The following is a 22827-nucleotide window of genomic DNA, read 5'->3' as shown; positions in this document are numbered from 1 at the left end:
CTTCCTGTCAAATTTATCTGATGATTATAAAGGCCATATGATTTTTTTGTAAAAATTTCAAAAAAGAATGAGAACAGGGATGACCGCATTCTCATTCTTTAATCGGAAGCTTCAATTTTACGATCGTTCCTTTTCCTTCTTCGCTTTCAAAATGTATGCTTCCGCCGTGATTTTCAATAATTTTAAATGTAACCATTAATCCGAGCCCGGTTCCTTTTTCTTTCGTTGTATAAAATGGCTCCCCTAGCTTTTCAAGCACATCTTTTGAGATGCCCTTTCCCTGATCTTCAAAGGTGATGAATACGCTGTCTTTTTCAAAATAGGAACGTATCGTAATAAAGCCTTCAGCATCCTCCATCGCCTCGATTGCATTTTTTAATATATTGAGGAAAACCTGTTTCAGCTCATTTGAAACAGCGAGAATCTCAGGAAGATCTCCGCTCAGCTGTTTCTCGATCCGCACATTGTTCAGCACGGCCTGCGACTCCAATACCATGCAGACATCTTCAACAATCGAGTTGACCTGAACCGGATCAAATGTAGTCGATTTTGTTTTGGCCAATACGAGAAATTCGTTGATAATCGCTTCAAGCCTGATGAATTCAGACATCATCACTTCTGCATAGTCTTTTTGATATTTTTTAGACTGGATCATCAGCTGGAGAAACCCTTTCAGAGATGTGAGGGGATTTCGGATTTCATGAGCGATTCCGGCAGCGAGCTGCCCGACCGCTGACAGCATTTCCGATTTCATGAGCATTTTTTCAGATCGCTTTTGGTTTGTAATGTCCTCGGATATCAGCATCACCTGTTGAACGTTCCCCGCGCTGTCCTCCACAGGAACAAGGGAGATTTGCTCCCACCTGTCCTCTTGCTCCTCATCCTGGTAATGAAGTTCCCCTGACCATGGTTTCTTTTCAATGACGCGTTTCCAGAAGCGATTGAGTTCCTCACAGTGAAAATGCTTGCGGTAAATGTCAAATACATTGCCGCCGATGATGTCATCCTGATGTTTTCCAAGCATCCGGCAAAAGCGTTTGTTTGCATAAGTGACCGAACCGTCGACAGAAGTGATCAATATGTTGGACGGACTTTGATCAATAGCTTGTGAGCTGATATGCAGCGCCTCGTTTGTCATTTTCAGTTCAGTGACATTCGTGAATGTGACAACAATGCCTTCAACCTTGTTTCCCGAAGCATAATAAGGGATCATTTTCACGGCATACCAGCCGCCGTTTGGCATTTCGAACTCTTTGATGACCGTCTTGTGTTCATAAAGCGTGCGCCTTAAGTCATCGGCATACCCTTCATACTTAAATCTCTCCGTCAGCTTATCGGCGGGTCTTGAGAGGTCCTCCTTTTTCAGGTCGAACATATTGGCAGCTTCCGGGGTAAATAATTTCAATTTCAACTCCTGATCCAAAAAAACGGCGGCGGTGTTCGTGCTGGTCAGCAGATTGTTCATATCATTCTTCAGGGCGTTCAGCTCAGTCACTTTCTTTTCAAACGCCCTGTTGAGCGCCGTCAATTTTCTGTTTTCCTCCTGCAGCTTTTGATTGGCAGACACTAAAGCATCGTTGGACGCTTCGAGCTCTTTTACCGTCCGGTACAGATGTTGCAGATGAAGCTGACCGTCCTCTCCGCCGGATTGCGGCGCGCGGCCTGCCCCTTCTTTTGCTTTTTCGATAAACAGCACATAAAGCTTGTGATACTGACGGAAGAAACTTTTTAATGTCAAATGAACAAAGGATAGTTCACCGCTTAAATAAATCGGGACGTTTTTTAACGACACTTCTTTTTTCTCTTTCTTTACCCGCTGTAAAGCGGCATTGACCTGCACGGATAAGCTCGCGGGAAAACCATGATGAATGTTGCCTTTTGAGCTTTTCAAAAATTGTTCAGCACTTTCCGAGGACGCGACAATTTCTCCCCGGTCATTCAGGATCAGACAAGGAAACATATACTGGTCGATCAAGGAAAGGTAAATATCATCCAGCTTATGAAAACCACTCAGTTCATTGATTTTTTTATAAACTTCTGTTTGCACCTTCGGATACACAGAATCATTACCAAATAAACCTGACATTTTTCCAACCGTCTCACTTGAGCCCAGCATTACAAAACTCCTCCTTTTCTAAGTGCAAAAATCAAAAAGGAAAACACCTTTTTTTGCATTTTCATGATGATTGGCAGCTGAAATCATTTACGGAGGGAGAATCCTTTACAGATCGCGCAGGGGCAATAAAAAGTTTGCAGGCATCTTCTTTAAATGCCAAAGTTCTTCATGCCGATATCCAGCCGGGCATTGCGATTCGACTGTTTTTCGGTCCATATTTGAACAATAGTGCATGAACACAAGACCGACATCGGCTTTTATTCTTCTTCCGGCAGCCTTTATTTGAATCCGACCTGTTTCGGTTCATTTGTTTTTTCGGATATCAGACATCCATCTACTCACCGAATTCCTTTACTGCCGGAAACATGCGTGAACATTTCATCATCGCCCGGCAGATATGTGCTCCGTTTTACATAGGTACGAGGGATCTCAAAACCGGCCTAAATTTCCTCTCCTGATACACAGTTTTTTCAATTTGACACCAAAATGACCGTTATTCCCATTTTCGACCAATGAGATGATAAACTGTCTTGAACACAAGACCCCCATAATATTTTCTTCTGAACTAAACTATTCGACGGTTAGAATAAAATCCCTTTAAATCCAGTTTATCGATTATTCCTTTTTTGAATAAACATGCCGGCAAAAACGAAATATAATAGTTGAATTACATTTAAGGAGGATACGTTAGAGTGGAACAGCAAAACCAGCCGCAAATGCAAATCAATCAAGGCAATGAAGGAATGCAGCATATGAATCACGGGGGCCACGAAGTGTTTGACATGCATGAAGTGCTGTCCGGAATGATCGGCGTTCTTGAGCAATATATGATGTTCAGAGAGCAAGTCAAAGATCCGGAGCTGCTCGATATTTTGGACAGGCAGCACCGGTTTATTTCGTCTCAGTACAACATCACGACAGAATGTTTCAGAACGGGGCAAAAGCCGAGTCAGGAAACGGCAACGTATATGATGAAAGAGGATCGCCAATTTGTCTACGGGTTAAAAGATGCCCAGCCGAAACAGCCGAAGCAATCCGTGCAGGCCATTGATGACGCCTGTATCAGCAGCTTTATGCTCGGCTTGATGAAAACCAATTGTTCGGCATTGGCCATGGCGGCTCCGGAAGTGACAAACCCTGTCTGCAGAAGAGTTCTGGCAGACCAGATTCCTCACTATATCGAAATGGCTTATGAAATTTTCCTTTATCAGAACAAACACGGATACTATCAAGTTCCTCAGCTTGCACCGCAAGACATGCAGAAGATGACTTCAGCATTCGCTCCGGTACAAGGTCAGCCGCAAATGCCTCCGAATGGGCAGCAGAGACCTATTCATTAATCATGAAAACGGCATGGAAGGATGAAACCTTCCATGCCGTTTTTTTCGCTTCGTATTTCCGTTTGAATTCTTTTTCAAAACCTGTTAACGACTGACCGACAGCGGCCTTAAATCCGTCTTCAAAACTTCCCCGCTCAGCCGTTTCCTCGATAATGTCGAGGATGACCCCCCTTCCTTTTTTCTGTGCGAGCTCTTCAATCAAATAATAACTTTGTAAATAAATATCGGTTTCATATCCAGTACGGGCTTTTTGCCACTGTCGGTCGGTCTTCAGCTTGCTCAAGGGAACAATTGACGGCAAAGTCCGGATCTCTATCGCGTCATGAGCAGAAGCCCATTCCGCCACCCCTTCGTGAAACCAGAGCGGATAAGCTGCCGGATCGGCATTCAGTTCTCTCAGCTTGACGTGAAAAGCATAATGGGTATACTCATGTACCAGCACCCGTTTGTACAGGAAGACGGCGAATCCCTCGCCGCTATTCAGATGCGTTCTCTCCTCGGGTAAAAGCCCGATCATCCGCATATCATTTGAGTAAAATCCGGTTATATCCTTTAATTTTGAAAACGACTCCATATCATCACGGTTTGAAAAAAAGATCAAATCAACGCTGTCTTGAAGAGGACTGGCAAACAGTTCCCGATTCATGTCAGCGGCATCCCGAAGCGTCTCCTTTGTCAGCTCCAGGATCGGTCTATCTTTTTCAGCGTAATAAATGCTGACACTTTCATATTTAACCATTTCCAGCGATTCTTTCAGTTTTTCTTTTTTCCCCGAAAGAACAGCCGCCTCTGGGCTCTCTTGGCCGAACATGACAAAAACAGCCAATAACAGAGCGGATAGAGTGCCTGCCATCATTAAAACAAAGGCCGCTTTTACCTCTCCCGTCACCGATTATCCCTCCATCCGCGTAGTGCTTCTCTGTACTACACACTATGCGGGATCGTTCAGGAAGTGGCCTGTCTGAAAAGCAGCCAATAAAAAAAGCCGCAAATTGCGGCTTTTTTATCATTATCTTTGATTCGGAAAGACTCTGTTGATCGTTTCACCGAATTCTTCAAACAAGCCCTCGATCGGTTCGCCATTTTGAATTCTGTCGCCATAGTTTGTCATTCGGTCAACAAAGTCAGGATTTGCCGAAACGAACACATTGTTGATGTTATTGTCTGTTTCTTTAACCTTTTTCGAGATTTTCCCTTTCAGCTCATTCGTCACGTTGCCTTTCGGATTACCTTTCAAAACGACCGCGACATAAGCATTGCGGTTTGTCGTAATCACATTTGCACTTCTGACTTCTTTCAGTTCCGCCACTTTGTCTGCGGCTCTATCCGCCACTTCCATATTATTGTCTTCCCGATTGGCATCGCGGTTGTCTGTCACATTCATTTGGTCGTTGACGTTTCTGCCGTCATTGACATTCGTGCGGTCGTTGTCTCTGTTTGTTACATTTTGAAGCGCATTGTCCTGGTTGCGGCGGTTGTTATCCGCCCCCTGGTTTGCCATGCCACATCCGGCTGTGAACAACAGCGGAAGGAGCAAAGCAGCAATCGCGCTTTTTTTCAAATTGAACATTAAAATTACCTCCTTTAATGATTTACGTATAGTTTTTTTCTTTTTCGTGTTATTTATTTGTCTAAAGGATATTTTTTATACGCGACTTTTGTTATGATCTTATTGAATGAAAAATACCCAAAATAATCCGGAGGTGTATACGAAATGGAAAAAACTAAAAACATTTTGCATGTGCTGCGCATTAAAGACTTTGCGGTCCATCCCGATGAGACGCAGCTTGTTTTTGATACGAACCTCAACGGAACATCGAATCTGTGGGCGATGGATCTCCCCGAAACGTATCCGTATCAGCTGTCATTTTTGAATCAGGATTCAAACGGAATCGCCTACAATCCCGACGGCTCTATCCTTTTTGCCGGTTTTGACAATGACGGCAACGAACAAAGCGGACTGTACAAGCTTTCTTCAAAAAACGGGTCGCTCCATTCATTAAACGGAAATAAATCAGACCGCCACTTCGAGCCCATCCCTGTGCAAAACGCTGTTTACTACTCCTCTACAAAGGACAATCCGACATTTTTAAATACATACAGATACGATTGCCTCACTGAAAAAGAAGAACTTATTTTTGAAGGAAAAGACGGAACTTCAATACTGGCTGATGTAAGCCCTGGCGAGAAAGCCGTCAGCATTCATGTCTACAACGTCAACAGCCACTCTGTCTGTATGATCCATACTGCTGAAGGCGTGACGACAGGAATCGCCCCCGATGAGACGCTGCCTCATATGGTTTATTCTTCTCATTTTGCATCTGATGACCGGTTATTCGTCACGACAAACTACGAAGCCGAGTTCTCATACCTTGCCTTGTACAATGTATCATCCGGTATTTTTACGCCGGTACTTTCGGTTGACAAAACTGATTTAACATCCATCCACGCTGACCCGAATGGAACTTTCCTTTATCTTATTGGAAAAAAAGGTGTCAAAGAGGTGATGTATGAGTACAACACAACAACGGGAGAGAATCGGCAGGTGGATTGCCCTTGCACATCCATTTCGAAAATACACTGCGCCTCTTCGGGTGCGCTGTACATTCTCGGCTCGACGCCGACCAGGCCGGCTAATCTCTATGTATTAATGAAAGGACAGGCAAAATGGCGGCAATTAACGAAACATTCGGTTCCGGGTTTCTCCGAACAGGAGCTGTCATATCCGGAAGTTGTGACATATCCTTCTTTTGACGGTCTCGCAATAGAAGGACTGCTGTTTAAGCCCCTCCCAGAAGAAGCGAACGGCTGGACGATTATTTGGCCGCACGGCGGACCGCAGGATGCAGAAACCTTTATGTTCTACGATATCTTTCAACTTGCTGCGAAAATGGGCTACCAGTTATTCGCCCCTAATTTCAGAGGATCAGCGAATTACGGTTATTCCTTCTTTAAAATGGTCGAACAAGATTGGGGAGACGGACCGCGTCTCGATATGATCGCGGGCATCGACTGGCTTATCGATCAAAAGCTTGCGGACCGCGAAAAACTCTTTTTAATGGGAGGCAGCTACGGCGGGTATATGTCGCTTTTGCTTCACGGGAGGCATCCTGAGTATTTCCGCGCCGTCGTCGATATATGCGGAGTCAGCAATCTGTTTTCGTTCGTCAAAACCGTACCCGATTTCTGGCAGCCGATGATGGAAAAATGGGTCGGCAATCCGGAGCGGGATTATGAAAAAATGAAAGCCGATTCTCCTGTTACATACCTGGATAATATGACTCATCCGATGCTGATCATCCAAGGCGCAAACGATCCGCGCGTCGTAAAGGAAGAGTCCGATCAGGTCATCGATCGGTTGAGGAACATGGGGCGGAATATCGAGTATCTCGTTTTGGAAAATGAAGGGCACGGCTTTTCTAAAAAAGAAAATAAAATCAAAGCCTACCGCGAAATTTTCGAATTTTTTGAAAAGCACCGCTTATCTCCCGCGGCACAGCTTGAAGAATAAAACCGATCCCGACTGGGGATGGTATACGTAAAAAGGAGGTTGACCCTTTGTTTAGAAGAAGATCAGGTATCCATCCCGCTGTATTAGTTTTAGGATCAGCCGCATTAACCGCGGCTTTTTCTCCCGAAATCCGCAAAAGATTGACCGGCATGTTTGCGAACCGCATGGGAGGAAGGCAACAAGGAAACGGCAGCAATCAGACGATGATGAATCCGGCTGACATGATCAAACAGGCTTTTAATCCAGGAGGACAATCACATCAACACCGCCAGTCAGGCCATACGGCAAATGACCAGCATCCATCAGGTCAAATGACTGCCGCTCCGGTGAATGCCACGAACGATCAGGCTGCAAATCAGACGATGTTCGATACAGACCAAAGTTATTCATAAAAAAACGGCCCACACAAGCTATCAAGCTGTGCGGGCCGTTCTTCTTTTATACTTCTGCTTCAATGATATTTGTACGGTCTTCATACGTGTCTTTTTCAAGTTCATTTGTTACTTTGCTCGTCACAAGGCCAGACGTCATGCTGCCGCTGACATTGAGAGCCGTACGCCCCATGTCGATCAGCGGTTCAACCGAAATCAGCAGTCCGGCAAGCGCGACAGGCATATTTAACGCTGAAAGGACGAGAAGCGCTGCAAATGTCGCACCTCCGCCGACGCCTGCCACTCCGAAAGAGCTGATCGCAACAACAGCGATAACCGTGAACAGGAATGACGGTTCAAGCGGATTTTGTCCGACAGTCGGCGCAATCATGATCGCGAGCATTGCAGGGTAAATTCCGGCACATCCGTTTTGTCCGATGGACAGTCCGAAGGATCCGGCAAAGTTTGCAATGCCTTCGGGAACACCAAGGCTTCGCTGCGTTTTAATGTTCAGCGGCAAAGCGCCTGCGCTTGATCTTGATGTAAACGCGAATACAAGAACTGGAAACGCCTTTTTCAAGTATGTGACAGGATTTAAACCGCTGAATGTAATGAGCAGCAGGTGAATGATGAACATGACGATCAGCGCCGCATATGAAGCGATGACAAATTTGCCGAGCTTGGCAATGCTGTCGAGGTCGCTCGTTGCAATCGTTTTTGTCATGATCGCCAGTACACCGTAAGGCGTCAGCCTCAGAATCAAGGTCACTACACGCATAATGATCGCATACATGGCATCAACCATCTTTTTGAAAAGTTCAGCTTGTTCAGGCTGTTTTCGATTGACCCCAAGATAAGCGATCCCAAGGAAAGCCGCAAAAATAACAACTGCGATCGTTGATGTCGGTCGTGCTCCTGTAAAGTCTAAAAACGGATTTCCAGGAAGAAGCTCGACAATTTGCTGCGGAAGCGTTTTGGCTTCCATGTTCTGCGATTTCTGTTCGAGTTCCGCCCCTCTCATTGACTCCGCCTGGCCTTGATCCACGTGGACGGCCTGCAGGTCAAAAGCAAGCGCGGACGCGATTCCCACCGCAGCAGCAACGGCTGTCGTCGCGATCAAGAGCCCGATGATCAGTCCGCTGATTTTTCCGATATTGTGCGTCAGTTTAAGCTTTGTAAAAGCACCCAAAATCGAGATGAATACAAGCGGCATGACGATCATCTGCAAAAGCTTGACATAGCCGCCGCCTGCAATATTAAACCAATCAGAAGTTTGCGTAATCGTTTCTGAAGACGAACCATATATAAAATGCAAAGCGAATCCAAAAACAATTCCGATTCCCAGAGCGGTAAATACCCGCTTAGAAAAAGAAACATGCTTTTTTTGCATCATATAAAGGAGCGCCATCAGGCCGAGCATGACGATAATATTAATAACAACAAATAATGTCATGATAACAAAAGCACCCCCAGAATTTTTTACATTTAAAAACTATAGTACAACAAACCTGATTGGTCAAGTAGGAATTATCGATGCATTTCAATATATGACCCGGGAATCAATTGCGCGACTGACATTTTATTCGCCGATGTCTTTCAGTGGAACAAAAGTCGGAAGCTGTGCACCGTCAAACTCTTTTTTGATCAATTCAGCGGTATCGTCTGATTGGTACAGCTCGACGATCTTTTTCAAATCTTCGCGATCCCGGTCTTCTGTTCTGGCCGCAATAATGTTGATGTACGGTGTCGCTGTTTCGTCTTCCAGTTTGATCGAATCTTTGACAGGATGGAAGCCGGCATCAACCGCTATGCCGTTGTTGATGACGGATGCAGCGACATCGGGAAGCACGCGTGGCGTTTGCTCTGCGGCCACCGTTGTGATTTTGAGTTTTTTCGGATTTTCTTTAATCGCATCAAGTGTTCCGTTTCCGTCAAATCCGTCCTTTAATTGAAGCAGGCCGGCGGACTCCAGCAGAAGCAAGGCTCTGCCCATGTTCGTCGCTTCGCTCGGAACGGCGATTTCCGCGCCGTTTGGTATATCGTCAGGCGAGCCATACTTCTCGGAATAAATGCCCATCGGAGCGATGATCGTTGTGCCGATCGGCGATAGTTCAAGATTGCGTTCCTTTTTGAATGCATTAAAGTAGGATATCGTCTGAAAAGCGTTGGCGTCAATGTCACCGCCCGCCAAAGCCTGGTTTGGCTGAACATAGTCGGAGTATTTAACAATTTCAAGCTTTAAGCCTTCTTTCTCGGCTTTTTTCTTCACAAAGTCCCAGATTCTCGTATCCGTTCCGCTGATGCCGATTTTAATCGTTTTCGCATCAGAGTCTGCCGCACACCCTGCGATCACTCCAGCAAGCAGCAATAAGATCACTACAAAAGCAAATTTTTTCATCATAACTGTCTCCCTCTCTGTTTATCTTCTTCTCAATTTTTTTGACAGGACGTTTCCGGATGTCTGCAATCCCTGCACAACGATGACGAGAATGGCAACCGTGATGATCATCGTCAGCGTATCAAATCTTTGGTAGCCGTATGTGATCGCCAAATCCCCAAGACCGCCGGCACCTATCGCACCGGCCATCGCCGATGCTCCGACTAATCCGACCGTTGCCACCGTAAAACTCAGCACCAGCGAACCGAGCGCTTCCGGAATCAGAAACCTGAAGATGATCTGCCGCGGAGTCGCTCCCATTGCTTCAGCTGCTTCAATAACTCCCGGATCCACTTCAAGCAGAGAGTTCTCGACGAGCCTTGCGATGTAAGGCCCCGCATAAAAAGTCAGAGGAACAATCGCTGCCGATGTGCCGATGGACGTCCCCACAATCAGCCTTGTCACCGGAATTAAAGCAACCATCAAAATGATAAACGGGACGGACCGGAAAATGTTAATGATCATATTGACAACCGTAAAAACTGCCGCATTTTCAAGCAGATGCCCCTTCCTTGTGACAACCAGCAAAATGCCGAGCGGAATGCCGATCACGCTTGAAAATAAAAGCGAAAAAACCGTCATTTGAATCGTCTGAACCAGTGCGTCAATGATTTGGTCGTATGTAACAAGCATGCTTATACCTCCCTGATGCGAATGTTTTCTCTGCGTATATATTCGAGCGCCCGCCCGATTTCACCATCTTCCCCTTGCAGTTCCACCGTCATGCTGCCAAACGGAATCCCCTGAAGCTCTGTTATCGTTCCGTGCAGAATGTTGACTTCTACGTCAAACCGCTTTGCCACTTGAGAAAGAAAAGGCTTCCCAGAAGATTCACCGACAAATTGAAGCTGGTAAAGGTGCTTCACATTTAATTTTTGAATCGATTCAGGTATCTCATGGTCGATGGCTGATTTGACAAAGCTTTTAGCCGTTTCGGTTTCCGGCGCGGAAAATACGTCAAACACACTGCCGGATTCAATGATCCTTCCTTTTTCAATGACCGCGACTTTGTCGCAGATTTCTTTTGCCACATTCATTTCATGAGTGATTAACAGAATCGTGATGTTATATTGTTCGTTGACGCGCTTCAGCAGCTTCAATATATCGCCGGTCGTCTGCGGATCAAGCGCGGATGTCGCTTCATCGCAGAGCAGAACCTCCGGATTTGTCGCCAGCGCCCGGGCAATCCCGACGCGCTGCTTTTGGCCGCCCGAAAGCTGATCCGGATAATCGCGGGCTTTATCCTCAAGCCCGACAAAACGGAGCAGCTCCGTCACTTTTTGCTTTATTTCGGCTTTCGGCGTTTTGACAAGCGCGAGCGGCTCTGCGACATTAGCGAAAATCGTTTTTGAATTGAGCAGGTTAAAATGCTGAAACACCATGCCGATTTTCCTTTTTACAGTGCGAATCTCAGCTTTCGACAGGGACATTAAGTCTCTTCCGCCGACGAAAACCTTTCCGGCCGTCGGTTTTTCAAGGAAGTTCACACAGCGGATCAGCGTGCTTTTCCCTGCGCCGCTGAAGCCGATGACGCCGTATATTTCCCCTTTATCCACATGAAGGTCGATTCCATTGAGCGCATGGACCTTCTGTCCGCCGCTTTCATAGACCTTTTCAACGCCTTCAAATGTAATCATGATGATCTTCCTCCTCTTTTTGGCTAACAAAAAAGGCTTCCTCTTAAAAATAAGAAGAAGCCTTTGACGACACAAAGTAAATAGAGTGGGTCCGCTCTCTTCTTATCTTCCAAGCCCGTACGGCTTGTTGGATGTGGCACAGTATTCTGCTGTTTGCAGAACCCGCTGCCGAGGTTTCACAGGGCCAATTCCCTCCGCCTCTCTGAATAAGAAGTGTTGTTGCATGAAGTTTTACCTAACTTTACAGCTTCTTTGAAATGTTGTCAATCAGATTCGTGAAAATTTCAAAAACTCTCTTTTCAATGCTTTATTTTTCACCCTGATCATTAAATTTCACTTTTTTTAAAAAAATTGTGTTTAGCAGTTGTAATTTCGCTTAAACACTGGTAAAGTAAAGGTAATTATTTTTGTTCGAACTATCTTTAAGAAGAAAGTTTTGTAAGAGTTTTCGTCTTGGAAGTTTGTTTTAGAGCAAGAATAGTGAATTTAAGCGTTATCGCTTTAGGAGGAAATTTCATGCTAGAAGGTAAAGTAAAATGGTTTAACTCTGAAAAAGGTTTCGGATTCATCGAAGTTGAAGGACAAGACGATGTATTCGTTCATTTCTCTGCTATTCAAGGCGAAGGCTTCAAAACTTTGGAAGAAGGCCAATCTGTATCTTTCGAAATCGTTGAAGGAAACCGCGGACCACAAGCTGCTAACGTAACAAAAGCGTAAGCTGTGAACCGCTGATCTTCATACAGGACTGCTGACCGAATGTCAGCAGTCTTTTTATATGTAAAAAAAGCCTGACGCCCGGAAAACCGGCGTCAGGCTTTTTTTGCGAAAACCGCTTATGAAGCGATGTCTCTTTTTGTGAATACACCAAAAGCGAGCACATGAAAAACGATAAAATAGACAGCCAGCACCACAATCGAGAATCCCAGCGTCATGTCTGAAACAAGCGGAGATCCGTCAAAGTATTGAGTGAGATCCGTGTTGGCAAATAAGATGTATTTCACCCAATCAAATTTCGTCGCGAGCAAGTTTGTCACCGTTCCGCCCATAGCCAAAAGGAAAATCGAAATACCTACGGCGAGCGAGCTGTTTCTGAAAACCGCTGAAATCATAAAGGCCATTGTCGCCATCATCAAAAGCGATATTGAATTCAGCAAATAGCTGCCGGCCAAGTGCAGCAGCAGGCTTTTTTCTTCAACTGTTCCATCGGCGTACGCCAAGTGAACCTGGCTGCCGTCGCCTGCCCCGAATAAAGCAAGGCCTGTGATCCCCGCGCTTGCGAACAGAATGAAAAGCAAAGCCAATGCAAAAAGCAGAACTGTAAAATATTTTGCCAGCAAAATTTTAAAGCGGCTGATCGGCCTGATCACAAGCAGCTTCACCGTTCCCCAGTTGAATTCATTCGCAACGATTCCCGCAGCCACCGTGATCACAAACAGACCGAGGAGAGGAATGGTGCTGCTCGCGTCGCTGATGAACGACAGGGCCGAATAGTCCCCGTCTTCCGGCAAATCGTGCTTGATTCGATACTCATTAATGGCGGTCGACCGTTCATAGCTTTTTTCAAGTGCCGGATTATTGACCCCTTTAAGTTGTTCTTTCATATCTTTATTTTCCTGCATCAATTCTTTTTTCCAGTCCGGGTTTTGGTCTGTCTCTCCGATCGTCTTTGTGAGAACGCCCAACCCGATGGCAGATAACAGCAAAATCCCGATCATGACGTATGTGCCTTTTCGATTAAAAATTTTGATCCATTCATTTACGATGAGATTAAACATGCTGAGCTTCCTCCTTATCTGCGGTGATTTCCAGGAACCGTTCTTCCAGCGACTTGTTCACAGCCTTCACTTCATATAAGCGAACACCGCTGTCTGTCAAGTGTTTGATCAAATCAGGCACTTCATCCTTTTGAAGGCTGAGCTCTATCCCGCCTTCCGATTCGTCAATCTTCATACTTCTGAAAGCAGATGCCTCCCGCATCAGAGCCTGAGTGTCATCCGCTTGAATATAATAGCGCTTCTTTTCATCCCGGGCGGGTCCGTGCACATGCTGAATATCCCGGAGCTTTCCGTTCTGGATAATGGCGATCCTGTCGCACATCAGCTCCATTTCTGAAAGCAGGTGGCTTGAAACGATGACCGCCATCCCTTTTTCTTTCGTCAGCTTTCTTAAATAGTCGCGGATTTCCCGGATACCTGCCGGATCAAGCCCGTTCGTCGGCTCATCGAGAATCAACAGCTTCGGATCGTGTAAAAGGCTTTGGGCAAGGCCAAGCCTTTGTCTCATTCCTAAAGAATACGTTTTGACCTTGTCGTTAATCCTGTTTTTCAATCCGACGAGCTCGACGATTTCGTCAATTTTCTTTTTCGTCACACCTTTCGTCATGCGCGCGTATTGCTGAAGGTTTTGGTAGCCCGTTAAAAATTTATACAATTCCGGGTTTTCAACGATCGCTCCGATATGCCGTGCAGCCTTTTCAAAATTTTCTTTTACGCTGACGCCGCACACGGCGATTTCACCGGCGGTGATGCCCATATGTCCGACAATCATCCGGATCGTCGTCGTTTTTCCGGCGCCGTTCGGGCCCAGGAAGCCGAATATCTCGCCTGCCCGCACGTCAAAGCTCAAGCCGTCGATGATCTTTTTTCCTCTGATCGTTTTTGATACATTTTTTAATTCCAAAAGTGTTTCCACTGTTTCTCCTCCCGGCTTTTCAATATTTTTCTTCGATAAACCGTTTCAGCCATTCCAAAAGCGACATTCCCGATTCCTCGCGCAGCTGTTCGACATCCATTTTTTCTTCAATTCGGCCATTTAAGACGACGATGACCTCATCCAAAATTTGTTCAATTTCATGAATTTCATGGGTGGCGATGACGATTGTCTGCTTATCAAGCTCCAAATATGTAAGAAGGCTTTTGACTATCGACTCCCTCACCATCGGATCAAGACCGGAAAATGGCTCATCAAGCAGCACGACCGCTGCATCGCGCGCCAATGTGAGCGCGAGCTTCAGCCTGCCACGGTTGCCTTTGGAAAGCTTGCCGATTTTTTTATCCCCGTCGATTTTCATGTCCTTTAACAGGGCCCATGCTTTATTGATACGGAAATCGGAAAACTGGGTTTCATAAAAGTGAATCATATCCTTGACCCGAAATGGATCGTAGAACATATCAAGCTCTGTTAAATAGGCGATGTTCTTCGTCTCCTTTCTGGCTGCCGGCCGTCCTCCGATCAACACCGAGCCCGAATCCGGAAACGAGAGCCCTGTGATCAGCTTTAAGATCGTAGATTTGCCGCTGCCGTTTGGTCCGGTCAACCCGTAAATTTTCCCGGGAGAGAGAGACAGATCGGCCTCTTTGAGCGCATACTCTTTGCCAAACTTCTTCGTGACATTTTTCAGCTCAATCTTCATTTGGGATCTCCTTTCTGAAGATAACGGTCAAGTTCTGACAACATGTCTTGTTTAGACAGGCCAAGCTCTTCCATGCTTTGGACAAATTGCCCGATCACTTCCGATCTCATCTCCCGCTTTAAATCATCGATGATTTCCGTATGTTCCACAACAAAGGTGCCCTGTCCCCTTCTGGTTTCCACCACGCCCATCCTTTCCATTTCATTGTAGGTTCTTTGAATCGTATTCGGATTTACTTGCGTCTGAACAGCCAGCTCACGGACCGATGGCAATTTTTCTCCCGGCTTGATCTCTCCGCGGATCATTTTTTTGAAGAGCTGTTCGGCTATTTGCCTATAGATCGGCTTTGAAGCAGAAAATTCATTTGCCATTCTTTTACACCTCGACTCTTCTGTTCAGTAATTTGCAGGAGAGATAGAAGAGACAGACGCCTAAAGCTGTGTAATACACCAGGAGAATACCCGGCAAATCAACTTGAGAAAATGTAACAGTCCAGCCTGAATGTTCATAATGAAAATTGAATTCAGCTGTTAAAGAAATGCTCCACAATTTCTGCAGTTCCTTGAATAAGCCGCTCTTGATGAACAGCGCCTCGATTAATCCATAAGCATTGTAGATCAACAAGGGAATGATCCAGCGGATTTTTTTGATAGCCGGATATTTTCTGAGCGCTTCATATATCGTCCACAGAAACATCACCCATGTGGAAAAAATTACGGAACCTAAAAAGACAGCGATATTGACGAGAAGCAAATCTGACACGGAAAACAGGCCGGCGCTGTTGGAGAGCAGAACGCTTCTGACAATCAGCCCGAAAATAAATAAAATAGCGTGGGAAATCAATTGGTATACGGCAGCTGAAGCAAGCTTTGAAAGCAGCAATAACGCACTGTTGTTCGGATTATATAACCAAAGCTGCGTCTTCCCTTCCAAACGGAGCTGAGCAAGCATCATCAAAGGACAAAACAGGCTATGAAATAATAAAATGGTCACAAATGCCCCAAAAAGAGCCATTGACTCGCCTGTATAATGAGCAAAACCAAAGCTTGCAATAATCGCACAAATCATGCACAGCATCCAAGCCAAAGACCAAAATCTGGCCATGAGAAAATCTTTTTTAAATAAACCGCTGAAAGATCGCAAATCATATCCTCCTCTAGTCTCTGTATCAGTGTACTATGACAATAGTACACTGATACAAAGAAAATCGCAATCCTTATTGCAAAAAAAATGCAAATAAAAAAAGCAAACCCGCTGGCGCCCAGCGAATTTGCCTTTAATCTTGTTCCCGTTTTTTCATAGATTTTAATGCGTTTCGGTAATCCATATCGTCCATTTCCGTCTTCTCGGGTTGTGTTTTTTCCTCTTTTGGGTGTTGAAGTTTTTGCAGGATCGCCCGATAGGTTTGATCATTCATTTCGAACGGATCTTGTTGAGCGGCTTCAACTTGCTGAGGCTCTTCTTCTTCCTGAACCTGAGGAATGTCAGCTGCAGCTGCAGCGTCGTTATCCTCATGTTCGGGTTTATCCTGTGAAGACGCCGACCGCACATTAAATACCACCAGACCGATAATGACGAGGACAGCAGCGATGATGGTCAATATAATGGTCATGTCAAATCGCTCCTCACTGTCCTGCTGTAAAGCGGTCTGTCACCTGGGCGACGCGTCTGCCTAAAGCCCGGCCCAGCTCCAGGCCTTCCTCGCCGATCAATTCATCACTATCGACAGGACAGGTAATGCCTGCACCGTAATAAGACCCGTATAGGGCATTTTCAGGTACATTTCCAGGCAAGCCGACGATCATCATCCCTTGATGAAGCATCGGTGTTATTAAATTGAGCATCGTCGCTTCAAGACCGCCGTGGGTCGTCGCCGTTGTGCAGAAGACTGCGCCGATCTTATTGATCAGCTTTCCTTCCGCCCAAAGGTAGCCCAGCCTGTCGATCCAAGTTTTTAATCCGGAGCTGATTGTACCGAAATGGCCCGGGCAGCCCCAGATGATAGCGTCCATTTCTTCGAGCTTTCTGATATCTGCCTGGCTGACATGATCGATCAGCACGTCTGCAGCCCCATGTTCCCCTGCGCCTTCTGCAATGGCTTCAGCCAGCTTTTTCGTATGCTCGCCTTCACTGTCGTAAACAACATAAATTTTCATGTCAGAACCTCCTCATTTTAAGATTCTTTCGCTTCTTTAGGAGCCGGAAGCAATGTCAGCTCCTCCGCTTTATTCTTCCTGCGCAGCTTGTCTTTTCTGACATCTCTCAAAAACAGGCTGAGAACGAGACCGATGACACAGAACCCGGCCGCCCACATAAACGCGTCATTAATACCCATGACATTCGAGTTGAGCTGCGCCTGTCCGGTCATATATTTCACGACATATTGTTGTGCTTGTTCGAGAGATATATGCATCGATTGCGCTGTTGACTGAATCGTTGACTGCAATGTGCTCATGAATGACGGATCAGCCGTATTTGTCTGATCAGCCATTGATGCATAGTGGAATGTCGTGCGATTTGTATAAATCGTCGTGATCAAGCTCGTTCCGATCGAACCGCTGATTTGGCGAAGCGTATTCGACATCGCCGTTCCGTGGCTGTTTAGATGCTGCGGAAGCTGGTTCATGCCGGCAGTCATAATCGGCATCATCAGCATGGACATCCCAAACGCCCGAATCGCATAGATCAACACGATGTACATATACGGTGTATCGATCGTAAGCGTCGTAAATTCGTAGGTCGTCACAACGGTGATCAATAAACCGACAATCGCCAGCGGCCTTGGGCCGACTTTATCAAATAAAATTCCTGAGATCGGCGACATCACAAGCATGACGAGTGCGCCCGGCAGCATGAGAAGCCCCGACTGAAGCGCAGTAAAACCGACCAGGTTTTGCAAATAAATCGGAATCAGGAACATTCCGGCATACAAAGCAACCGTAATGATGGCGTTGATCACGCTTGACAGTGAAAACATATCGTATTTGAACACTCTGAAGTCAAGCATCGGCTCCTTCGATTTCAACTGCTGGATGATAAAAGCGGCAATGCCGATCACACCGATCACGACTGTAGAAAGTACGATCGGATCATCCCAGCCGTCTGAGCCGGCTTCGCTCACGCCATACAGCAACGCCGCAAATCCGACGACTGAAAGAATCGCGCCTGCTGTATCCAATTTGATTTTTTTAGGTTCCGTCATATTTTTAAATAGGAAAAAACCGAAAATGATGACGATGACACCAACCGGCACAAGGCCGTAAAACATGATCCGCCAGCTGTAGTTTTCAATGACCCAGCCGGATAGAGTCGGACCGACAGCAGGAGCAAACATCATCGCAAGGCCAAAGATTCCCATTCCTTTCCCGCGGCTTTCCGGAGGAAAGATAAAGAGAATCGTCGTCATGACCAAAGGCTGAAGTATGCCTCCGCCGACTGCCTGAATGAGGCGTCCGGTTAACATCGTCGAGAAATTAGGCGAAATTCCGCATATCAGCGTTCCGGCCGTAAACAGCAGCATCGCCGTTAAAAACAGGCTCCGCCCGCCGAACCGCATAATCAGGAAGGCTGATAAAGGAATCAAAACGCCGTTGACAAGCATATATCCGGTTGTCAGCCATTGAATCGTTGTGGCGCTCACATTGAATTCTGTCATGAGATGAGGCATCGCCACATTCAGCAGCGTTTGGTTTAAAATGGCCAGAAACAAGCCGGCCATTAATATGATGAGCAGTGACATATTTCCTTTTTTCTGAGAAGCCACTTATGACATCCTCCTTTCGCTCGTTTTTATTCCCCCCGTTTATTTTGAAATTTTCACGGATGCGTTCATTCCCGGCAGCACTTTGTCAGACGGGTTTTTGATTGAAATTTTCACAGGTACTTTCTGCGTCACTTTCGTGTAGTTTCCGCTTGAGTTGCTTTGAGAAAGCAAGTCAAATGTTGAGTTTGTCGCATAGCCGATTTCTTCGACATTTCCTTCAAATGTAGTGCCTGAATCACCGTCAACGACGATATCGACTTTGTCCCCTTTTTCGATGTCTTTCAGGTCGTTTTCTTCAATGTTAGCTGTAATGTACAGATGATCCATGTCGATTGTTTTCGCGAGCGTTTGACCGGCTTGTACGATCTGGCCTTCTTTCGCTTCGTTTTTGACAATCGTTCCGTCCATGATCGACTTCACGTCAACCGTTTGTTCCCCTTTGATTTTCGCTGCTTTTTCGTCCTTTGAAACTTTTGATCCTTCTTTCAAATCCCAATCTGCGAGCTTCCCTGATGCAGGCGCTGTAATGTCGGCCATCTCACCTGCCACGTGCGCTTCGTCAGTTTTCACATAGCTGATGCTGTCATAATAGAAATACGCACCTCCTGCTAAGATGGCAAGCACGATGATGAGTCCGATGATGTTCGTCGCAATTAAACGTCCTTTGCTCATGTTTTATTTCTCCTTTCATATCCTTATATTTTGGATGAAGCCGGTTTGATCGGCTCCCTCGGTTTTGCTTTTCCTATTTCCTGCCCAGCAACTTGCGGGACGTGTACTGAATAAGTTGTTCAAAACTGAGCAAGAAAGATCGGAAGCGGTAAATTTGTTTTTACCTCTGCACAACAAAATAAATAGTTAACAAGATTAAATATTAGTTAAAGTAATAAAGAATGTCAATAACCTTGCACTTAAAATTTTGATTTAAATATTTTCCAAACAAAAAACCTCCGGCAGCGGAGGTTTCATTCGGGTTTTTTCATGTATATTGGTGCCGTTCTTCATTGCTGAAGAAGCTCTTCAGAGCCTGAAAAACATCGGCTTTTTGTTTCAGCACATAATACTTGAATTTTTCATTTTTAATATTTTTGTAGGCTGACATTAATGTTGAATGTCTGTTGTACTGGTTGACTTCGCCATAGCAAAATATATTCGCTTTCTCCATAATCTCTCCGACAAGCTTGACACACCGCGCATTGTCGGATGTCAAATTATCGCCGTCCGAAAAATGAAACGGATAAATGTTATAGCGTGTCGGATGGTATTTGTCTTCGATCAGTTCGAGGGATTTACGGTATACAGATGAACAAATTGTTCCCCCGCTTTCCCCTTTCGAAAAGAAATCTTCTTCTGATACCACTTTTGCTTCTGTATGATGGGCGATAAACTCGATATCGACCGTTTCATACTTTGTCCGTAAAAAACGTGTCATCCAAAAGAAAAAACTTCGCGCCATATATTTTTCCCAAACGCCCATCGATCCGCTCGTATCCATCATTGCGAGCACAACGGCTTTTGATTCAGGCTTTACAGAGTCATTCCACGTTTTAAATTTCAAGTCTTCGGGATAGATCGGATAAAATGAAGGTTTTCCCGTCATTGCGTTTCGTTTAAATGCGCTGAGCATTGTTCTTTTCTTATCGATATTGCCGGTCAAACCCGTTTTGCGGATATCGTTGAACTCAATATCTTCCACAACGATATCATCGCGTTCTTTCTGTTCTAAATTCGGCAGCTCCATTTCACTGAAGAGCGCCTCTTCCAAATCGATTAACGAAACTTCCGCTTCATAATAATCTTCACCGGCCTGATCGCCCGCTCCCTGGCCTTTGCCGGCGCCCCGTTTATCAGAACCGTCCCTTGCGACGATATCTCCTACCTGGCTGTCGCCGTCTCCCTGGCCGGCATGTTTATTTTTATCATAGTTATAGCGGATTTTATACTCATCTAACGACCGAATCGGAATTTTGACAACATCTTTGCCGTTGGACATAATGATGCTTTCTTCTGTAATCAGGTCAGGCAGATTGTTTTTGATCGCGTCCTGCACCTTTTTCTGGTGACGCTGTTGGTCATCATACCCTTTTCGGTGGAGGGACCAGTCTTCCTGAGAAATAATAAAATGGCCATTGTCTTTATGGGACATGAATTCCCCTCCTTATTGATAATCCCTTAAATGGCTTCGTTTTACAGATCCAAACCATGGCGAATGCAAGTCTAAAAATGTTTATTGTTATCTTATGCAGGTGTAAATAACTTTTGACAAACAATTTTGAAAATGGGACAAAAGGACCCGCCCTTCTCCGGACGGGTCTTCAAGTTACCGGTTTAATAAGCTTCCTACATATTTTAAGAGTTCATTTGCGCTTGTCGAGTTGTAGCCGTGCTCATCAATGAGACGTGCGACGACCTCGTTGATTTTCTTGAGCTGCTGTTCGTCCGGCGTTTTTGTCGACGTCGTGATTTTGACGACATCTTTCAAGTCTGCAAACAGCTTTTTCTGAATGGCTTCCCTGAGCCGCTCATGCGAATTATAATCAAACCGCTTCCCTTTTCTTGCATAGGCAGAAATGCGAATGAGAATTTCTTCGCGGAATGCCTTTTTCGCATTTTCGGAAATGCCGATTTGTTCTTCTATTGACCTCATCAGCTTTTCATCCGGATTCATTTCTTCTCCCGTCAGCGGATCGCGAAGCTTAATTTTATTGCAGTACGCTTCGACATTATCAAGATAATTGTCCATCAGCGTTTTCGCCGATTCCTCATAAGAGTACACAAACGCTTTTTGGACTTCTTTCTTCGCCATTTCGTCGTACTCTTTTCTGGCGGCTGAAATAAAGTTCAAATAGCGCTCGCGGTCTTCTGTTGAAATCGATGGATGCTGGCCAAGTCCTTCTTTTAAAGAACGGAGGACATCGAGCGCATTGATCGATTCCATATTTTTGCGGATGATCGTCGACGAGATCCGGTTGATGACATAACGCGGATCGATTCCGCTCATTCCTTCGTCAGTGTATTCTTTTTTCAAATCCTCGACATCGACTGAATTGTAGCCTTCAACGCTCTCTCCGTCATACAGCCTCATTTTTTTGACGAGATCAATGTCTGACCGCTTCGGCTCCTTCAGCCTCGTCAAAATTGAAAACATCGCGGCCACTTTTAGCGTATGCGGCGCAATATGAACATCAGACACATCGCTTTCAGCGATCATTTTCTCATAAATTCTTTCCTCTTCCGATACTTTTAAGTTATATGGAATCGGCATGACGATAATCCGCGAATGGAGCGCTTCGTTTTTCTTATTGGATATAAATGAACGGTATTCGGTTTCATTCGTGTGCGCTACGATCAATTCATCCGCTGAGATGAGCGCGAACCGGCCCGCTTTGAAATTCCCTTCCTGTGTAAGTGATAAAAGGTGCCAGAGGAATTTTTCATCGCATTTCAGCATTTCCTGAAATTCCATCATTCCTCTGTTCGCTTTGTTTAATTCTCCGTCGAACCGGTATGCGCGCGGATCGGATTCCGATCCGTATTCGGCAATCGTTGAAAAATCAATGCTTCCCGTCAGATCGGCGATATCCTGCGATTTAGGGTCTGACGGACTGAACGTCCCGATCCCCGTCCGCTTATCCTCTGAAAAAAAGATTCTTTCAACCTTCACGTCTTCTATTCTTCCGCCGTATTCCTGTTCAAGCCTCATCATATTCAACGGGGACAGGTTGCCTTGAATCCGGATGCCGTATTCATTGTAAAAATCGTCCCGCAAATGCTGAGGGACTAAATGAAGCGGATCTTCGTGCATTGGACAGCCCTTAATCGCGTAGACAGCCCCTTCATCTGTAAGAGAGTATGCTTCAAGCCCCCTTTTCAGCATGGTGACCAAAGTCGACTTTCCCCCGCTGACAGGTCCCATCAAAAGCAGGATTCTTTTTCTGACATCAAGGCGCTTCGCGGCCGGATGAAAGTATTCTTCAACAAGGCGTTCCAAAGGCTCTTCAAGACCAAACAGCTCTTTGTCAAAGAAGCTGTATACTTTTTTGCCATCCTTCTCTTCAATGCCGCTGTCTTTAATCATATTGTAAACGCGGGAATGAGCAGATTGCGCGACAGTCGGATTTTCTTTTACGATTTCCAAATATTCAGCGAAGGTTCCTTCCCATTTCAGACGCTGCTCTCCCTCTCTATACTGTTCAATCTTTTTCAATATATCCATAAGAACCTCCTATATGATGATAAA

Annotated in this window: 22 protein-coding genes and 1 riboswitch; of the genes, 4 read left to right on the top strand and 18 right to left on the bottom strand. The window is 45.4% G+C overall.

Annotated features, from left to right (window positions below; genetic code table 11):
* Window positions 1-91: 91 nt before the first annotated feature.
* Window positions 92-2116: an ATP-binding protein gene (locus BTA31_RS01915; RefSeq protein WP_076788654.1), complete on the bottom strand. Its 2025-nt coding sequence runs from the start codon at window positions 2114-2116 to the stop codon at window positions 92-94.
* Window positions 2117-2808: 692 nt separating this feature from the next.
* Between BTA31_RS01915 and BTA31_RS01905 the strand changes: the two genes are divergently transcribed.
* The gene (locus BTA31_RS01905) at window positions 2809-3456 is read left to right on the top strand and encodes a spore coat protein (RefSeq protein WP_043926470.1); all 648 of its coding nucleotides are present in this window, start codon (window positions 2809-2811) and stop codon (window positions 3454-3456) included.
* On the opposite strand, the gene BTA31_RS01900 is transcribed toward BTA31_RS01905, so the two are convergent.
* On the bottom strand, window positions 3446-4345 hold the full coding sequence (locus tag BTA31_RS01900; RefSeq protein ID WP_239693117.1) for a hypothetical protein: 900 nt from the start codon (window positions 4343-4345) through the stop codon (window positions 3446-3448). The genes BTA31_RS01905 and BTA31_RS01900 overlap by 11 nt on opposite strands.
* A gap of 120 nt (window positions 4346-4465) precedes the next feature.
* On the bottom strand, window positions 4466-5026 hold the full coding sequence (locus tag BTA31_RS01895; RefSeq protein WP_043926469.1) for a YhcN/YlaJ family sporulation lipoprotein: 561 nt from the start codon (window positions 5024-5026) through the stop codon (window positions 4466-4468).
* Window positions 5027-5170: 144 nt separating this feature from the next.
* On the opposite strand from BTA31_RS01895, the gene BTA31_RS01890 reads away from it, so the two are divergent.
* On the top strand, window positions 5171-6967 hold the full coding sequence (locus BTA31_RS01890) for a S9 family peptidase (protein WP_076788650.1): 1797 nt from the start codon (window positions 5171-5173) through the stop codon (window positions 6965-6967).
* Between the two features lie 47 nt (window positions 6968-7014).
* The gene (locus BTA31_RS01885) at window positions 7015-7359 is read left to right on the top strand and encodes a hypothetical protein (protein ID WP_076788648.1); all 345 of its coding nucleotides are present in this window, start codon (window positions 7015-7017) and stop codon (window positions 7357-7359) included.
* A 46-nt stretch (window positions 7360-7405) separates the two neighbouring features.
* Here BTA31_RS01885 and BTA31_RS01880 read toward each other — a convergent pair whose 3' ends face one another.
* The 4 genes from BTA31_RS01880 to BTA31_RS01865 all read right to left on the bottom strand — a co-directional run bounded on the left by BTA31_RS01880 (window position 7406) and on the right by BTA31_RS01865 (window position 11412).
* Window positions 7406-8794, bottom strand: a complete 1389-nt coding sequence (locus BTA31_RS01880; RefSeq protein ID WP_094777397.1) for an L-cystine transporter — start codon at window positions 8792-8794, stop codon at window positions 7406-7408.
* Between the two features lie 123 nt (window positions 8795-8917).
* The gene (locus BTA31_RS01875) at window positions 8918-9736 is read right to left on the bottom strand and encodes a MetQ/NlpA family ABC transporter substrate-binding protein (protein WP_043926466.1); all 819 of its coding nucleotides are present in this window, start codon (window positions 9734-9736) and stop codon (window positions 8918-8920) included.
* Window positions 9737-9757: 21 nt separating this feature from the next.
* Window positions 9758-10408 carry a methionine ABC transporter permease gene (locus BTA31_RS01870; protein ID WP_043926465.1) on the bottom strand — a complete coding sequence of 217 codons (651 nt, stop codon included), beginning with the start codon at window positions 10406-10408 and terminating at the stop codon, window positions 9758-9760.
* A gap of 2 nt (window positions 10409-10410) precedes the next feature.
* Complete coding sequence (locus BTA31_RS01865; protein WP_043926464.1) at window positions 10411-11412, bottom strand: methionine ABC transporter ATP-binding protein; 1002 nt, start codon at window positions 11410-11412, stop codon at window positions 10411-10413.
* 99 nt (window positions 11413-11511) lie between these two features.
* Window positions 11512-11625, bottom strand: a riboswitch (SAM riboswitch).
* Window positions 11626-11928: 303 nt separating this feature from the next.
* Here BTA31_RS01865 and cspB point away from each other — a divergent pair.
* Window positions 11929-12129 (top strand): cold shock-like protein CspB, encoded by a 201-nt coding sequence (gene cspB / locus BTA31_RS01860; protein ID WP_003155376.1) that lies wholly within the window; start codon window positions 11929-11931, stop codon window positions 12127-12129.
* 116 nt (window positions 12130-12245) lie between these two features.
* Here the strand turns inward: cspB and BTA31_RS01855 are convergent, their stop codons facing one another.
* The 11 genes from BTA31_RS01855 to prkA form a co-directional block, all read right to left on the bottom strand.
* Window positions 12246-13187, bottom strand: a complete 942-nt coding sequence (locus BTA31_RS01855; protein ID WP_076788643.1) for an ABC transporter permease — start codon at window positions 13185-13187, stop codon at window positions 12246-12248.
* Window positions 13180-14103: an ABC transporter ATP-binding protein gene (locus tag BTA31_RS01850; RefSeq protein ID WP_076788640.1), complete on the bottom strand. Its 924-nt coding sequence runs from the start codon at window positions 14101-14103 to the stop codon at window positions 13180-13182. Before BTA31_RS01850 ends, BTA31_RS01855 begins: the two co-directional genes overlap by 8 nt.
* A gap of 19 nt (window positions 14104-14122) precedes the next feature.
* Window positions 14123-14824, bottom strand: a complete 702-nt coding sequence (locus BTA31_RS01845) for an ABC transporter ATP-binding protein (RefSeq protein WP_076788637.1) — start codon at window positions 14822-14824, stop codon at window positions 14123-14125.
* Window positions 14821-15195 carry a GntR family transcriptional regulator gene (locus BTA31_RS01840; protein WP_076788635.1) on the bottom strand — a complete coding sequence of 125 codons (375 nt, stop codon included), beginning with the start codon at window positions 15193-15195 and terminating at the stop codon, window positions 14821-14823. The genes BTA31_RS01845 and BTA31_RS01840 overlap by 4 nt, the downstream gene beginning before the upstream one ends.
* 4 nt (window positions 15196-15199) lie before the next feature.
* Complete coding sequence (locus BTA31_RS01835; protein ID WP_076788633.1) at window positions 15200-15967, bottom strand: hypothetical protein; 768 nt, start codon at window positions 15965-15967, stop codon at window positions 15200-15202.
* A gap of 133 nt (window positions 15968-16100) precedes the next feature.
* Window positions 16101-16436: a hypothetical protein gene (locus BTA31_RS01830; protein WP_076788631.1), complete on the bottom strand. Its 336-nt coding sequence runs from the start codon at window positions 16434-16436 to the stop codon at window positions 16101-16103.
* Window positions 16437-16449: 13 nt separating this feature from the next.
* Window positions 16450-16980, bottom strand: a complete 531-nt coding sequence (locus BTA31_RS01825; RefSeq protein WP_076788629.1) for an NAD(P)H-dependent oxidoreductase — start codon at window positions 16978-16980, stop codon at window positions 16450-16452.
* Between the two features lie 17 nt (window positions 16981-16997).
* Window positions 16998-18563, bottom strand: a complete 1566-nt coding sequence (locus BTA31_RS01820) for a DHA2 family efflux MFS transporter permease subunit (protein WP_278192975.1) — start codon at window positions 18561-18563, stop codon at window positions 16998-17000.
* A gap of 63 nt (window positions 18564-18626) precedes the next feature.
* Complete coding sequence (locus BTA31_RS01815; protein WP_043927260.1) at window positions 18627-19259, bottom strand: HlyD family secretion protein; 633 nt, start codon at window positions 19257-19259, stop codon at window positions 18627-18629.
* Window positions 19260-19566: 307 nt separating this feature from the next.
* Window positions 19567-20733, bottom strand: coding sequence for a sporulation protein YhbH (gene yhbH / locus BTA31_RS01810; protein ID WP_076788624.1), 1167 nt, complete (start codon window positions 20731-20733; stop codon window positions 19567-19569).
* Between the two features lie 174 nt (window positions 20734-20907).
* Window positions 20908-22803, bottom strand: coding sequence for a serine/threonine protein kinase PrkA (gene prkA, locus BTA31_RS01805; RefSeq protein ID WP_076788621.1), 1896 nt, complete (start codon window positions 22801-22803; stop codon window positions 20908-20910).
* Window positions 22804-22827: the final 24 nt, after the last annotated feature.

Origin of the sequence: Bacillus haynesii (genome assembly GCF_001969855.1) — a bacterium.
In the GTDB taxonomy this organism is placed as follows: Bacteria; Bacillota; Bacilli; order Bacillales; family Bacillaceae; genus Bacillus; species Bacillus haynesii.
This window is presented reverse-complemented; position numbering and strand designations above follow the sequence as displayed.